Annotated in this window: 13 protein-coding genes and 1 pseudogene; 3 read left to right on the forward strand and 11 right to left on the reverse strand. The window is 43.2% G+C overall.

Features of this window, described 5'->3' with window-relative positions:
- Positions 1–72 precede the first annotated feature (72 nt).
- The 3 genes from M3221_RS12595 to M3221_RS12605 all read right to left on the reverse strand — a co-directional run bounded on the left by M3221_RS12595 (position 73) and on the right by M3221_RS12605 (position 2,141).
- Positions 73–648 carry a TetR/AcrR family transcriptional regulator gene (locus M3221_RS12595; RefSeq protein WP_251272109.1) on the reverse strand — a complete coding sequence of 192 codons (576 nt, stop codon included), beginning with the start codon at positions 646–648 and terminating at the stop codon, positions 73–75.
- Positions 649–947: 299 nt separating this feature from the next.
- Entirely contained in the window at positions 948–1,319 is a 372-nt protein-coding gene (locus tag M3221_RS12600) for a DUF192 domain-containing protein (protein ID WP_251272110.1), read from the reverse strand.
- A gap of 381 nt (positions 1,320–1,700) precedes the next feature.
- Entirely contained in the window at positions 1,701–2,141 is a 441-nt protein-coding gene (locus M3221_RS12605; protein WP_251272111.1) for a cell wall hydrolase, read from the reverse strand.
- Between the two features lie 367 nt (positions 2,142–2,508).
- On the opposite strand from M3221_RS12605, the gene M3221_RS12610 reads away from it, so the two are divergent.
- Positions 2,509–3,867 carry an RNA-guided endonuclease TnpB family protein gene (locus M3221_RS12610; protein WP_251272112.1) on the forward strand — a complete coding sequence of 453 codons (1,359 nt, stop codon included), beginning with the start codon at positions 2,509–2,511 and terminating at the stop codon, positions 3,865–3,867.
- Between the two features lie 257 nt (positions 3,868–4,124).
- On the opposite strand, the gene M3221_RS26315 is transcribed toward M3221_RS12610, so the two are convergent.
- Genes M3221_RS26315 through M3221_RS12630 form a run of 5 tightly spaced genes read right to left on the reverse strand, consistent with a single transcriptional unit; the run spans position 4,125 to position 8,817 of the window.
- Positions 4,125–4,253: a hypothetical protein gene (locus M3221_RS26315; protein ID WP_285880367.1), complete on the reverse strand. Its 129-nt coding sequence runs from the start codon at positions 4,251–4,253 to the stop codon at positions 4,125–4,127.
- Entirely contained in the window at positions 4,240–4,503 is a 264-nt protein-coding gene (locus tag M3221_RS12615) for a heavy-metal-associated domain-containing protein (RefSeq protein ID WP_251272113.1), read from the reverse strand. The genes M3221_RS26315 and M3221_RS12615 overlap by 14 nt, the downstream gene beginning before the upstream one ends.
- 5 nt (positions 4,504–4,508) lie before the next feature.
- Positions 4,509–5,018 (reverse strand): helical membrane plugin domain-containing protein, encoded by a 510-nt coding sequence (locus M3221_RS12620; RefSeq protein ID WP_251272114.1) that lies wholly within the window; start codon positions 5,016–5,018, stop codon positions 4,509–4,511.
- On the reverse strand, positions 4,978–7,971 hold the full coding sequence (fdhF, locus tag M3221_RS12625; RefSeq protein WP_251272115.1) for a formate dehydrogenase subunit alpha: 2,994 nt from the start codon (positions 7,969–7,971) through the stop codon (positions 4,978–4,980). Before fdhF ends, M3221_RS12620 begins: the two co-directional genes overlap by 41 nt.
- 36 nt (positions 7,972–8,007) lie before the next feature.
- Positions 8,008–8,817 carry a formate/nitrite transporter family protein gene (locus tag M3221_RS12630; RefSeq protein WP_251272116.1) on the reverse strand — a complete coding sequence of 270 codons (810 nt, stop codon included), beginning with the start codon at positions 8,815–8,817 and terminating at the stop codon, positions 8,008–8,010.
- 94 nt (positions 8,818–8,911) lie between these two features.
- Here M3221_RS12630 and M3221_RS12635 point away from each other — a divergent pair, with 94 nt between their 5' ends.
- Entirely contained in the window at positions 8,912–9,130 is a 219-nt protein-coding gene (locus M3221_RS12635) for a hypothetical protein (protein WP_251272117.1), read from the forward strand.
- Positions 9,131–9,272: 142 nt separating this feature from the next.
- Here M3221_RS12635 and M3221_RS12640 read toward each other — a convergent pair whose 3' ends face one another.
- The 3 genes and pseudogenes from M3221_RS12640 to M3221_RS12650 form a co-directional block, all read right to left on the reverse strand.
- Entirely contained in the window at positions 9,273–10,202 is a 930-nt protein-coding gene (locus M3221_RS12640; protein WP_311316144.1) for an aminotransferase-like domain-containing protein, read from the reverse strand.
- A 116-nt stretch (positions 10,203–10,318) separates the two neighbouring features.
- A complete protein-coding gene (gene tnpB, locus M3221_RS12645) occupies positions 10,319–11,533 on the reverse strand; it encodes an IS200/IS605 family element RNA-guided endonuclease TnpB (protein WP_251272119.1) in 1,215 nt (404 codons plus the stop codon).
- A gap of 143 nt (positions 11,534–11,676) precedes the next feature.
- Positions 11,677–12,165: pseudogene (locus M3221_RS12650) on the reverse strand (GntR family transcriptional regulator); the annotation flags it as partial.
- Between the two features lie 113 nt (positions 12,166–12,278).
- Here M3221_RS12650 and M3221_RS12655 point away from each other — a divergent pair.
- Positions 12,279–13,190 (forward strand): DMT family transporter, encoded by a 912-nt coding sequence (locus tag M3221_RS12655; RefSeq protein ID WP_251272120.1) that lies wholly within the window; start codon positions 12,279–12,281, stop codon positions 13,188–13,190.
- Positions 13,191–13,197: the final 7 nt, after the last annotated feature.

The following is a 13,197-nucleotide window of genomic DNA, read 5'->3' on the forward strand; positions in this document are numbered from 1 at the left end:
GGTCATTATAATTATAAGTGAAAAAATAAATAGACCGTTCTATATAAAAATAACATAAAGGATGCAGAAGTGCTATCCTTTTCTCGGTATTAAACTTGGTATGATGTCAGACAGCAGTAAAAGCGGGGTTTTATCTTTGTCTGTCAATGAGCGCATTACACTTCCCCCAACCATCGAACTGATGAGTACCCCTAATTTCTCTGCTTCTTCTTGTTCGATCCCGCTTTGCACGAGTTTTTGAGCAAAAAGAGATTCCCATTTTGTAAATGCTTCAACACAAGCTATCCGCAAAGGCTCACTGATCAAAGCCGTTTCTGCTGCCAGCAAACCGACAGGCACACCCTCTATACTTTCCGGATAATCAAACTGGCTTGCCGTTTGTGCAATAAATAACTGAACCGCCTTTACAGGGTCATCTGTTTTTTCCATATTCTCCTGTATAATTCCACCGATATATTGGCTTGTATAACGAACAGCCTCCACTGCTAACTCTTCTTTGCCATTTGGAAAATAGTAATAAAGAGAGCCTTTCGGTGCTCCGCTTTCTTTTAAAATCTGATTTAATCCTGTTGCATGATACCCTTGAAGCTGAAAAAGACGTGAAGCGGTTTGAAGAATTTTTTCGCGTGAGTCTGGCTTGTTTTTCATAAAGAACGTACCCCCTGTTAGTAGAAAACGCCTTATACCAATATAAAAAACATTATGCTTCATGTCAAAAAACGCTAAAATCCTAAAAATCTGCGAATAACCATGCTCTTTATTAACAGAGCATGGTTTTTCTTTTGTAATTTATCTATTAGAATTAAAGAACTATGTAAAAGCAAAAAAAGCTAAATAACATTATTAAATTAAAGTTTCTTAGGGATTTGATTTAATTTCTGCTTTTGAATTCCCTTTACTCTCCCCATTGTTTTTGGAGAACTTGTAGGGAAAATTCGAACAAAAATTTAATCTGAGAATACATAATCCCCTTCTTTAATTTGATTTCTTTCAAACCATCCAAGATTTACTTCAAGTGCATAACGATAAGAAAGTTCGGGATCATACATACGGCATTCTACCTCTTTACATGGCTCCATATCCATTATTTTGAGAATTTTTCCATCCGAATCAAGAAAAGCAATAGATAAAGGAATTAAGGTATTTTTCATCCAAAAACCACCATATATTTTTCCCCCGTACATAAATAACATTCCCTCGTTTTCGGGTAATTTTTCAACAAACATTAAGCCCTTTTCTATTTTTTCTTGCGTATTTGCAATTTGGACGGTTAATTTCGTTTTCCTTTCTCCACTGATTATTTTTATCTTTCTTTTCATTGTATTCCCCCCCTTCGAGAATGATTGTAAGCAGAAAAGGATTCCCGCCTTTTCTTGTAAAAGAAGTTCATAGTCTTCCAATTCCCATTAAAAAACGACTTTTCCCCTTAACGCTGCTCAACGAACCCGCGCCGTTCGTTCAATAAGAAAATCAACACCAGTCTTTATATACATATGATCGTTCTTGCTTTATGAGCCAAAACAGTCATCTGACAATAGTTTATATGTAAATAAGCAGAACATGTAAATATCGATGTGTGACATCACTTAAATAAGTGCTACAAAAGCCTGTTAAATTTTGTTATTCATTTTTATCTAAAGAAAAAAGACCGAAAAAACTCGGTCTTTTTTAGGTTTTATTAAACTGACATACTCGTTCGTTCAGTAAGTATAAACAGTATCACACGTTCCAGGTCTTGGTTCATAAAAACAGTGATTTTTATATTGACCAGCGAAAGGCTGGTCATACCATGTTGGAGGGCATGGAGCATATGGATTAAAATACCAAAGGGCATATTTCCCTGGTTGTTGTCTCCAGTAATCCAAAGCCTGTTTGGCTAATCTTCTTTCAGCTTCTCTTGACTTTTGATAAAATAAATTACCTTTTTGAACAGCTTCAAAGGCATAATTATTTCCTTGTATTTGATAAATAACATGGGGAACTGTTCTTAAATTTTTAAAGTCCAAACAATTTGCTTTAAGGCGATTAACAATTACATTTCCAACATACAACATTCCCTGTTTTCCTTCGGCTTCGGCTTCTGCTCTCATCATCCTTGCCATTAAGTCAACATCTGAACTTCGGTAACTTACTCTTGGCATTTTTTCACCCCCAAAATATACTATAAAAAAAAGCCTGCATTGGTGTAGGCTTTTAGGATGCAGACAAACCCCCTTTTCAAAAAAACTTTTGCAAATGGGGTTTTTGCCTGTTTGTTTGGGCTTATTTAGGGGCTTTCTGATTGAACAAAAAATTAGCGCCGCATTCCCCTTCAAAATCTTCGATTTAGTGGGGGTTAGGCGCTAAGGTCTTTATTTCCCTGTTCTTCTATATATTTTTTCATTACACCGATTGCCGGTTCTTGCTTATAACCACTCATACTGATTCTCTTTTTATTTTACAAGTGATTTCCATTTTGATACGATCAACGTATTATAAGGACTAAAAAATGGAAAGGAGGGTTTGATCATGAAAGTTGCGAAGTCACTGCTGCACAAAATCACAAACCAGACGGAAATCTTCAATGCTACACTGGATATTTATAATGATGCCCTGTCTTTCATCATTCAAGTGATCGACAAAGAGTTTGATAATACCGACGAACTGACAACTAAATCAATTGTACCTGCAGTAGAAAAACTGATTCACGCAACCAAATCAAACCCTCAACCTAAATACAAAGAGTTTAAGGATCGTTTTTACAAATTTCCGTCCTACTTCCGCCGAAGTGCCATTGCTTCTGCTTTTGGCAAAGTAAAGAGCTTTCGCTCTAACTATCAAAATTGGCAAGAAGAGCAGAAATACGCTCTTTCCGAAGGAAAAAAGTTTAAGAAACAGCCTCCGCGCCTGCAGGCGGAACATAAAGAATTCCCTGTTTTTTATCGCGGAAACATGTTCAACAGGACGTCTGATACGACTGCACAAATCAAGGTATTTCACCAGAATGACTGGGTATGGACAAATATCGAATTTAAAGAGCAGGACCTTTATAAACGCGGTGTCTGGGAATGGAAAGAGAACAACCCTAAGCTGATTAAACGGGGAAAGAAATTCTTCCTTTCCATTAGCTATGAAAATAAAGTCACTTTAACAAAAACACCTATTCAAGAGCAAAAAGTATGTGCAGTAGATCTCGGACTGACGAATTCTGCCGTTTGTTCAATTATCGATGCAAAAGGCACTGTCTTAGGCCGGATATTTATTGACCAGCCTAAAGAAAAAGACCGTCTGCAGACGCTAACGAACAAACTGCGGAAAGCCCAGCGGGCAAGCGGCCGTATTCATGCACCAAATTTTTGGCGGCAGATCAATAGGTACCAGCAGCATATTGTCCGCCACACTAGCCATGAAATTGTCAAATTTGCAACAAAGCATAGCTGTGACGTCATCGTATTTGAATACTTGGGCAGAATGAAAATCCCAAAAGGGTTCTATGGAGCCAGGAAACTTCGTTTCAAGCTTCACGGGTGGCGAAAAATAGGCATCCAGAACAAAGTGGAAGAAATGGCGCATTGCCTAGGCATGCGCATTTCCCGGATCAATCCGCGAAACACCAGCGCCCTGGCGTTCGACGGCTCTGGAAAGGTGGAACGAAACCCGAAAAAAGACCTTGCCGTATTTTCAACAGGCAAAGTCTATCATGCGGATTTATCTGCTTCTTATAATATTGGAGCCCGCTATTTCATTCGGGCTTTTCAAAAATCCACTTCGGAAACGAAATGGTTGTCACTTCAGGCAAAAGTTCCTGAGCTGGCAATAAGGACATCGCAGACCTTGTCTTCGTTCATTAGTCTCCATCATGCACTCGGGCTTCCGGAGGAAGCTTAATCCGCTGATGTTGTACTGTATTCAAGATAAGGGATGCTCCATCAAAATCTTTGATTTAGGTGGAGAGGTTCACTACAGCACTACCTTGATTGATAATTTAGTATTTAAAATGACCGTTTACATTAGAATAGGTTTTTCAAATAAAATCACCTTTCATCCTGCGTCCAAATGTATTTAGGTTACACTTAAAATAAATAAAAAGGATAATTAGCCATCAAAATGGACTAATTACCCTCTAAATGAGTATCTACATTTAATTATTCGAACACCGTTTTTCTTTCTTCTCTGCACTGTTCACAAATATGCAGCACTCTAGAAGGATTGTTTTCTGCGTCTGCTTCTTGATTGGGTTCTTCAACCGCACCACAGATTTCACATATTTTCATGTGACTCATTTATCTCCTTCACATTTAGTTTATTCTCATCATCCGAGTAAATCGTAAAGCCAGAATCAACAATCGCCTGCTCAAAATCTTGGGAAGACGCCATACGTTCATCGTACGTAAAGACGGCTTCATTCTTTTCTAAATTGATTTCCGCCTGCCCGATGCCCCAAACCGAAAGAAGGGCATCTAAAACTGTATCTGCATCTCTCATGCTGTGCATATCTTTCACCATAATTGAACCTGACTGCATTTGTTTCATCCTTTCTTATCTTGTTCGTGGTGGGAAGGCTGAACAAAAGCCGTACCCAGCCCTTCCATAAAAGCTGCCATAGCTGCGATCGACGCTTTTATTTCCGGGCTTTTTAGTTTTTTCCGCATCTTCCATAAGCTTTGAGGTTCTTCCTGCTGGCCTGCCTCAGCCATTTTTTGAAGCCCGAGGCCGACTCCTCTCATCATCTTATCGGTCTGTTCTGGCGAAAGCGAGCCAAGGAATTTAGCGCCGTTCATGCCATTTTTAATCACATTGTGCATGAAGGGCTGGTTGATCTGCTGAATCGCAATAGCACCGACTTCTGTACGGTTCTCCAGCATCCCTCTCAGCGCATCGTAAATCCCCATTTCCTGAAGGCCTTTCATTAATTGAATCATGCCAAGGACAGCTTCTTTGTTTTCCGTAAGCTCACGCATAATTTCGGCTGCAGCCTGTGCTTGTTCTTCCTGCTGGTCAGGAACTCTTTTGCTGATTTTCCGGATAGCTTGTGCCATGTTCATCCCCCTTAATAATCATCTCATTAATTGGTGTAAAGTCTGTCCGATTCCACTTCTCTTCCACTTTTACGCTGATCTGCGGCACCCTGTTTCCATACCGGTGATTGTGTTTCGGCAGCGGCGGCTCTCCTTTTTGTTCAAGCACTTGCATTTTTACACCCATTTCCTTATAAGCCGGTGTATGCGTAATATAATCATGGTAGCTGCTCGTTAAATAGTTAACAGCTTCGTTATCTTCGCGTGTATTCATCGGCAGATACAATTCATTGCCTTTCACCCGGTCGGTCACCATTACCCTTACTTCTACATACCCATACGGAGAGGTCAGGCCGACTAACGTGCCGTCCTCAAGATTCCGTTCTTTCGCCAGTTCTGGGGAAACCTCAAGCCATACATCCGGTACTTTGTGGTTCAGCCCTTTGCTCCGGTGCGTCATGTTTCCTTCATGGAAATGCTCAAGAATACGGCCATTATTTAAATGTAGATCGAAGTCTGCACCTGCTTGGAATGGCGGTGTCCAGTCAACAGGAACAAGTCTTGCTTTTCCATCTGGAAACGCAAAGTTTTCCGTATACAGAAGAGGTGTATCTGTTCCATCCGCTGCAACAGGCCATACAAGAGACTTGAACCCTTCCAGGCGTTCGTAGTTAACACCTGCAAAGAGTGGAGCGAGAGAAGCGGCTTCATCCATAATTTCACTTGGATGTTTGTAGTTCCAGTTTGCACCGAATCGGTTGGCCACCAGCTGGAAAATTTCCCAATCAGGCTTCGAATCTCCAAGCGGCTCCATCACTTTATAAAAACGCTGAATTCTTCTTTCTGTATTCACAAATGTCCCGTCTTTTTCAAGGCTTGGCGCTGCCGGCAGGATAACGTCAGCAAACTGGGCCGTTTTGCTGAAGAAAATGTCCTGCACAACGAAAAACTCCAGTTTTTCAAAAGCATTTTGTACAAAATTAGAATTCGCATCGACGAGTGCCATTTCTTCACCAAATAAATACAATGCTTTCAAACGGTCGTCCTGCATCGCTTCTACCATATGGTGGTTATCATGGCCAGGTTCTGTTGGAAGCGGCGTACCCCATGCTTTTTCATACCGCTCACGCACACTCGCATCCTGTACAGGCTCATAGCCTGGGAACCAAGCTGGCATTGTACCGAAATCACAAGCTCCCTGCACATTATTATGCCCGCGAAGCGGATAAGCTCCTGTACCTGTGCGCCCATAATTTCCTGTAATCAAAAGAAGATTGGAAATCGCTGTACTCGCATCTGTGGCTCCTTTATGCTGGGTAATGCCCATCGCCCACAGGGCGCAAACAGATTTAGCTTCGTGAATCATGGTGGCAATCTGTATCATCGTCTCCTGCGATAACCCGGTTTGTTCTTCAGCATAAGCCAATGTAAATTTATCAAGCGATTTTACGTACTCATCCAGGCCATTTACTCTGTTTTGAAGAAATTCTTTGGCTTCCCAGCCCATATCCAGAATGTACTTCGTAACCGCACTAATCCAGATAATATCGGTGCTTGGCTTTGGATGTACAAGCAGATCCGCCCGCTGTGCGAGCTCGTGCTCCCGTATGTCGGCCACCAACAATTTCTGCCCGTGGAGCTTATGAGCTCGTTTAATACGAGTAGCCAGAACAGGGTGGGATTCAGCAGGATTCGCGCCAATGACTATGATCAGCTCCGCTGAAGAAATATCATGAATCGTCCCTGCATCTCCTCCGCGCCCGACTGTCCGAAGCAGCCCGGCTGTTGCAGGAGACTGGCAGTAGCGCGAGCAGTTATCGACATTATTGGTTCCCATTACACTGCGGGCAAACTTTTGAAACAAATAATTTTCTTCGTTAGAGCATTTGGATGAAGCAATATATCCAATGGAATCAGGCCCGTACTGCTCTTTCACATAGCCAAGCTTTTCCTGGATTAAGTCAAGCGCTTCTTCCCATGTAGCTTCAACAAATTCATCGCCTTGACGAATTAACGGCTTTGTCAATCTCTCCTCGCTGTTTACAAAATCCCATCCCCACTTGCCTTTTACACAGGTAGAGATTCCATTAACAGGCGCTTCTTCAAGCGGCTCGATTTTTAAAATATCCCGGTCTTTTGTCCATACTTCAAAACTGCATCCGACTCCGCAATACGTACAGACGGTTTTGGTTCTTTTAATACGAGATTTTCTCATCGCTGCTTCCACTTCGGATATGGCAAAAATCTCTTTATAGCCCGGTTCTACTTCTTTCGTCATGTCAATCATCGGTCCAAGAATTTTAGGCGGGATGGCCGTTAAGTAGCCGGCTTCTCCAAGCATCGATTTTTCCATCAAAGCGTTACAAGGGCACACATTCACACAGTGTCCGCATGATACGCAAGATGACTGGTCAATAGGTACATCATTGTCCCAAATGACCCGGGGTACTTCGCGGCTCCAGTCAATTGTCAGCGTTTCATTTACCTGCAAATCCTGACAGGCCTCTACACATCGTCCGCACAGAATGCACTGATCCGGTTCGTAGCGGTAAAAAGGATGGGAATTGTCCGGCGGGTATGGCTTTGCCTTGAATGGATACTTTTGATGGGAAAGCCCCATATGCTCAACCGTATTATGTACGGTGCAGTTTCCATTATTGTTGTCACATACCGTGCAGTACAGCTCATGGTTTTTTAAAATTCTTGACATGCCCTCGTACTGCGCTTCCTGTACAAGAATCGATTCTGTGTCCACAACCATACCAGGCTCTGCTTTCGTTACACAGGATCGAACCAGAGCGCCGTTTACACTTACATAGCATGTATCGCACGTCTGGATACTGCCAAGCGTAGGCGTATAGCAGATACTAGGTACAAATACGTTTTCCTCTCTCACAACCTCGAGGACGGTTTGCCCAGGCTTTGCCCGGTACGATTTGCCGTTGATTTCGATCGAAAAATCCGGTTTATTCATTCGTCTTCCTCCGTTACATTTCGTTGAACTTGTCAATCATGCTTTGTAGGTCTCTTTTTTATCAGAGAGCGTTGTTGGGTCAGCTTTTAAATAAGCAAGCCAGTAAATCAGGGCCACAAACAGGGCGCCGCCGGCCGCATTTCCAAGAAAGACAGGAACGAAGTTTTGTATGTAGTCTCCCCAGTCAGCGTGGCCGGCAAAAATGGCGGCTGGAATAATGAACATATTAGCTACGACGTGCTGAAAACCAATCGCTACAAAGCCCATAATCGGAAACCAAACGGCCAGTATTTTCCCGCTTATATCTTCTGCGCCATACGACTGCCAAACCGCCAGTCCTACGAGCCAGTTACAGCCAATCGCGGAAAAAAAGCTTTGCCAAAATTCTGTTTCTATTTTCGCCTCAGCCGTGTGGATTGTTTTATCTAAAAAAGGGCCCGTTTCGGTTAGTCCAACCAGATGGCCAAACACGTAGGCGACAAACAGCGCACCGACAAAGTTACTGACTGTAATCCAAAACCAATTGGCAAACAGCTGGCGGGCAGTGATCTTTTTATGCAAACACGCAATCGTGACTGCCACCATATTGCCGGTTAACAGTTCACCTCCCGCGACAATGATTAACACGAGGCCAAGCGGAAAAACGGCTGCGCCTAGAAATGACGCAAATGATCCCCACTCTGCCGGCAAATCACCGGTGACCCGAATGGAAAGAAGGTAGCCGATTGAAATAAAGGCTCCGCCTAAAAAACCTAATGGGAGCATGCTTTGGAGCGGAAGCTCTGCTTTTGTTTTGCCTGTTTCAACAGCGATCTGTGCAATTTTTTTCGGGGGCTGAAATCCCATTGGAAAATCCTCCTAATCTTTACAAGCAATATTGTTTGCTGATTTAGGAGAAATTATGAGTGTTTTTAATTTATTAAAGAAAGAAGGAATGAAAATGGATAAAGGAGTTTTATTGCAGCGTGTACAGGCGATGATTGTTTCATCCACGAAAAAGCCAAAGCAGATGATTCTTTCTACAGTCAAAATGGCAGATTTATTAGGTGTTTCGCCGGAAGAAATCAGCCAGGGGTTAAATGAGCTTGTAAAGGAAGGACGTTTAAAGCAGTCGAAACTCAAAGAGGCGCCTTATCATGAGGTTTATTTCCTGCCTTAATCATGCGCGTGTTAGAGGAAAATGATACAGAAGCAAAATGTGGTGCAAGCGGCATTCTCTTTTTGAATAGATAGAGCACAATAAGAGTTCTGCCACTTGGCCATACAAGGTTACATTCAGTTGGTGCGGCAGCAAAGCTTTCTCACGTTTTCTCATTCAAGGATCGGCTTATATGAACAAGCTGCCTGATCCCTTCTCTGATTTTTGTTTCGTTCATATAGGAATAGGTTAACCGAATTCTTGAGCGATCCTGGCCATACGGATCAAAATAAACGCCTGGCACAAAGGAAACCGACTGCTCAATGGCTCTTTTCAACAAATGGCTGCCATCTATATGGTCAGGGAGCTCTACCCACAGATTCAGCCCTCCTTTAGGGCTTTCCCACTTCCAATTGATCCCGGACAGTTCCTCTTCCATAATTTTTTTCCGGATTTGCAGAGCAATTCTCAGCTTGCTAAAATGCTGCTGCATTCGTTCAGAGTGAAAAAAGTGCAGAAAGATCTTTTGATTCAGCAGCGGGGAACCGTTGTCTGCCAGTGATTTGACGGTGATCAATGACTGCCTTAAAGCCGGCGGGCAAAGTACTGCCGCAACCCGGAGGCCCGGTGATACATATTTGCAGAAGCTTCGAACATAAATAACAGATCCTGCCGTATCAAATGTATAAACAGGCGGTGCTGCCTGCTTTTCAAAATAAATATCCGGATAAGCATCGTCTTCCACGAGCAGGCAGTAATACTGTTCAGCAAGCTCTACCAGTCTTTTCAGCTGGAAAACCGGCACTACATAGCCGGTCGGATTATGAAACGTCGGGTTTATATAAAAAAGTCTTGGCTTATAGGTTTTCATACAGTACTCGATCCAATCGAGATCATATCCGTTTTCTGTTATATCGACCGCTATAATATTAGCTCCATGGTTTTTAAACGTATCAATGGCGGCACTGTAGATCGGCCGTTCAAACAGCACTGTATCTCTTGGTTTCACAAAGGCCAGGGCAATCAAATGAATCGCCTGCTGAGATCCGGTCGTAATGAGAACATTTTCAGGTGCTGCGTATGTTTTATGTATGTTCTTGAACTACCACCCACTTACCTGACGGTTGAAGTGGGGGATTCCTGGGCAAGGGGATCTTCGACCCCCAGTAATCAGGCTAACCCCGTATTCCAACGGTTTTATGACCAATCTTAAATAGACTGAAGTGAAAGAAGCCGAAGGGCTTCTTTTTTAATATTCAGGCTCGCATTCAGGTCCCGGTCGTGACGCACACCGCAGGACGGACACTCCCACACCCGGACAGCGAGATTTTTTACATCCTTATGCTGGTGCCCGCACCCGGAACAGAACTGGCTTGATGGGAAGAACGGATCGACTTTTATGATCGTCCGTCCGTACCACTTCGCTTTGTAAGCGAGCATTTCGTTGAACCTCGACCATGACGCATCGTGAATCCCCTTGCTTAGTTTTTTGTTTTGGACAAGATTCTTCACTGACAAATTCTCCACCGCGATCACTTGGTTTTCATGAACGAGCCTGGTCGTCAGCTTGTGAAGAAAATCTTCTCTTGTGTGTTTGATTTTTTCGTGCAGTTTAGCAATCTGGGCTTTATTTTTTCCCCACGATTTCGAACCTTCTTTTTTACGTGCAAACGCACGCTGAAGAAAGGCTAACCGTTTTTCGTATTTTTGATAGTATTTCGGGTTGGCAATGGATTCACCGTTGGAGAGCACGGCAAACTCTTTTAGTCCCAGGTCAATGCCAACGGCATCGTTGGTGCTTGGTTTGTACGGGGAATAAGACATCTCGCAAATGACCGAAATAGAATACCGGCCGGTGCTGCTGCGACGCACGGTGACACGCTTAATGTCACCTTCAATGTTTCGGGACTTGGAAAAACGAATCCAGCCGAGTTTCGGCAGCTGAATGCGATTGTCCACGATTTTAATATTGTGATTTGTCATTTTGGTTGTGTAGCTTTGGACCGGGTTTTTCTTGCTTTTAAATGTCGGATGGCCCTTAAAGTCATACGCCGTTGGCGTATAGCCTTCTGCACATTTTTTTGCGGCTCGTTTTTTTAATTCTTTTTTCGGCTGTTCCTTATATTTTTTGAATCCTTCGTACTGATATTCGATGCTTGCCTGAAGTGCAATACTGTCAGAATCAGACAACCATTTGAACGTTTCTTTTAGCCCAGGGAGAAGCTTTTTAGCAGCTGTTTCTGTATACCGTTTTTTTGTTTTTTCGAAACTCTTGATGTTTTCATTTAATATATAATTGTAGACAAACCGGCAGCAGCCGATCGTTTGGTTAATCAGTTGCTTTTGCTCGTCACTTGGATGGATTTTAAACCGAAAGGCTTTAAAATGAAGGTTCTTTGTTTCATCTGTTTTGGTTTTCATCATTTTCCCCACCCCCCCTGAACGTTTGTTCTATACCTAATTATACCATTTTAGCAATAGTGCGTTCAAGGAAAAAGAATGACTGAAAGAGCAGCGATTCATCCCCCACTTAGCGAGCTTGAAGTGGGAGTGTTCTCGCCGAAAATGATAAAGTAATGCGCCAGTGATTCACGTAATTCGGGGTCTCCTTCTACAGTAGCATAGGTTGCCAGCACCTTCGGATACAGGTCAAATACCTTTTTCACATAATGAGACAAGTAATGGTTTGGCAGCAAATTAGGATCGATAAACGCCTGCGAAAATTGGTATTTAACAGAAGCAGCATGAAGGGCAGCAAGCTGGTTTTCTTTTCGATACGCAGTCACAATTGGCATATCTGCTTCTTCTTGTCTGAAGGTTCCGCTCTTTACGTAGTAGCCTTTTTTATCGACCACATATACTTTGTTTTGTTCTTTTAGCAGTTGAAACGCTTTAAAAACCGTGAGCCGGTGGACGTTCATTTCCAGAGACAGCTGGCGGATGGACGGGAGCTTCTCATGCTCCTTCCATTCTCTTCTTTCAATGCGCTGCAGGATAAAATCATATACCTGCTCAAAAAGAAAGCCGTTCTCGTTTTTTCTTTTGACTTTACTCACACTCCACGCCCCCTTCTGTCCCTAGTGTACCACGCAGTTTCTTCGTTCTGTTCTGTTTCTTTCAAACTGTTCTATTGAGGCAGGTTTATGATGGGAGCAAGGAGGTTGTAAAGATGATTCTTTTGTTCTATGTATGGATGTGCCTGATTTTCGGGACTACTTTTTTAGCGATTAAACTGGGCGTAGATGCTGGTGCGTCCCCATTTTTTTCAGCTGGGCTCCGCTTTTTTGGTGCTGGGGCGCTTTTGTTTCTCCTTATGCACATCAAAGAAAGGGTTCCCCTTGTCCTGCTGGTCAGCCGGGATCTTTTTCTGATTGGAACCGGCCTTACATTTGGCACGTTTGCTACGCTGTATTGGGCCGAACAGTTCGTGTCCTCGGGTACGGCGGCCGTTTTGTCTGCCACTGCGCCTATGATGATTTTAGGCATGCAGACATTCGGTCTGAAACAAAAAATGCAGCCGTCTGCGATGATGGGCTGCGCGGTAGGAATTATAGGTGTGTTTCTGCTGATTCTGCCTAATCTTTCTTTATCCATGAATGCTCACTGGCTGTCCGGCTGCTTCGCTATTATACTCGGCCAGGTGTTTTACGCCGGCGGAACTCTTTACGCAAGGCGATCAAAAGAAACGGCGGTGTCGCCAATCGCTTTGAACGCCGTCCAAATGATGCATGGCGGGCTGCTGCTGTTTGCGCTGTCATTCTTTACAGAAAACGAGCAGCTGTCTTCTTTAAGCCAGCCGGTTTTTCTGCTCTCACTGCTCTATCTTACCGTTGTCGGCTCTATGATCGGCCACACTCTGTATTATTATTTAGTCACAAAAACCAATCCGGTATTCCCGTCTACCTGGCTTTATATTTCGCCATTGATTGCTGTTATGGCAGGATTCTTGTTTTACGGCGAAGAGCTGTCCCGGATGACGTTAATTGGATCCATTACAATCATTGCCGGTACGATACTGGTGAATGCAGAAGCACTAAAGTCACTGGCGAGAAAGAGAAGTTTGGCTCGAAAGCCATATTAAAAAGTGG

Origin of the sequence: Domibacillus indicus (assembly GCF_023715895.1) — a bacterium.
Classification (GTDB): Bacteria; Bacillota; Bacilli; order Bacillales; family Domibacillaceae; genus Domibacillus; species Domibacillus indicus_A.

What these genes read in the sequence shown, in the direction of transcription:
- M3221_RS12605 (WP_251272111.1), bottom strand. Translation starts at nt 2,141, where the DNA reads ATGCCAAGAGTAAGTTACCGAAGTTCAGATGTTGACTTAATGGCAAGG.
- M3221_RS12600 (WP_251272110.1), bottom strand. Translation starts at nt 1,319, where the DNA reads ATGAAAAGAAAGATAAAAATAATCAGTGGAGAAAGGAAAACGAAATTA.
- M3221_RS26315 (WP_285880367.1), bottom strand. Translation starts at nt 4,253, where the DNA reads ATGAAAATATGTGAAATCTGTGGTGCGGTTGAAGAACCCAATCAAGAA.
- fdhF (WP_251272115.1), bottom strand. Translation starts at nt 7,971, where the DNA reads ATGAATAAACCGGATTTTTCGATCGAAATCAACGGCAAATCGTACCGG.
- M3221_RS12610 (WP_251272112.1), top strand. Translation starts at nt 2,509, where the DNA reads ATGAAAGTTGCGAAGTCACTGCTGCACAAAATCACAAACCAGACGGAA.
- M3221_RS12655 (WP_251272120.1), top strand. Translation starts at nt 12,279, where the DNA reads ATGATTCTTTTGTTCTATGTATGGATGTGCCTGATTTTCGGGACTACT.
- M3221_RS12630 (WP_251272116.1), bottom strand. Translation starts at nt 8,817, where the DNA reads ATGGGATTTCAGCCCCCGAAAAAAATTGCACAGATCGCTGTTGAAACA.
- M3221_RS12615 (WP_251272113.1), bottom strand. Translation starts at nt 4,503, where the DNA reads ATGCAGTCAGGTTCAATTATGGTGAAAGATATGCACAGCATGAGAGAT.
- tnpB (WP_251272119.1), bottom strand. Translation starts at nt 11,533, where the DNA reads ATGATGAAAACCAAAACAGATGAAACAAAGAACCTTCATTTTAAAGCC.
- M3221_RS12635 (WP_251272117.1), top strand. Translation starts at nt 8,912, where the DNA reads ATGGATAAAGGAGTTTTATTGCAGCGTGTACAGGCGATGATTGTTTCA.
- M3221_RS12620 (WP_251272114.1), bottom strand. Translation starts at nt 5,018, where the DNA reads ATGGCACAAGCTATCCGGAAAATCAGCAAAAGAGTTCCTGACCAGCAG.
- M3221_RS12595 (WP_251272109.1), bottom strand. Translation starts at nt 648, where the DNA reads ATGAAAAACAAGCCAGACTCACGCGAAAAAATTCTTCAAACCGCTTCA.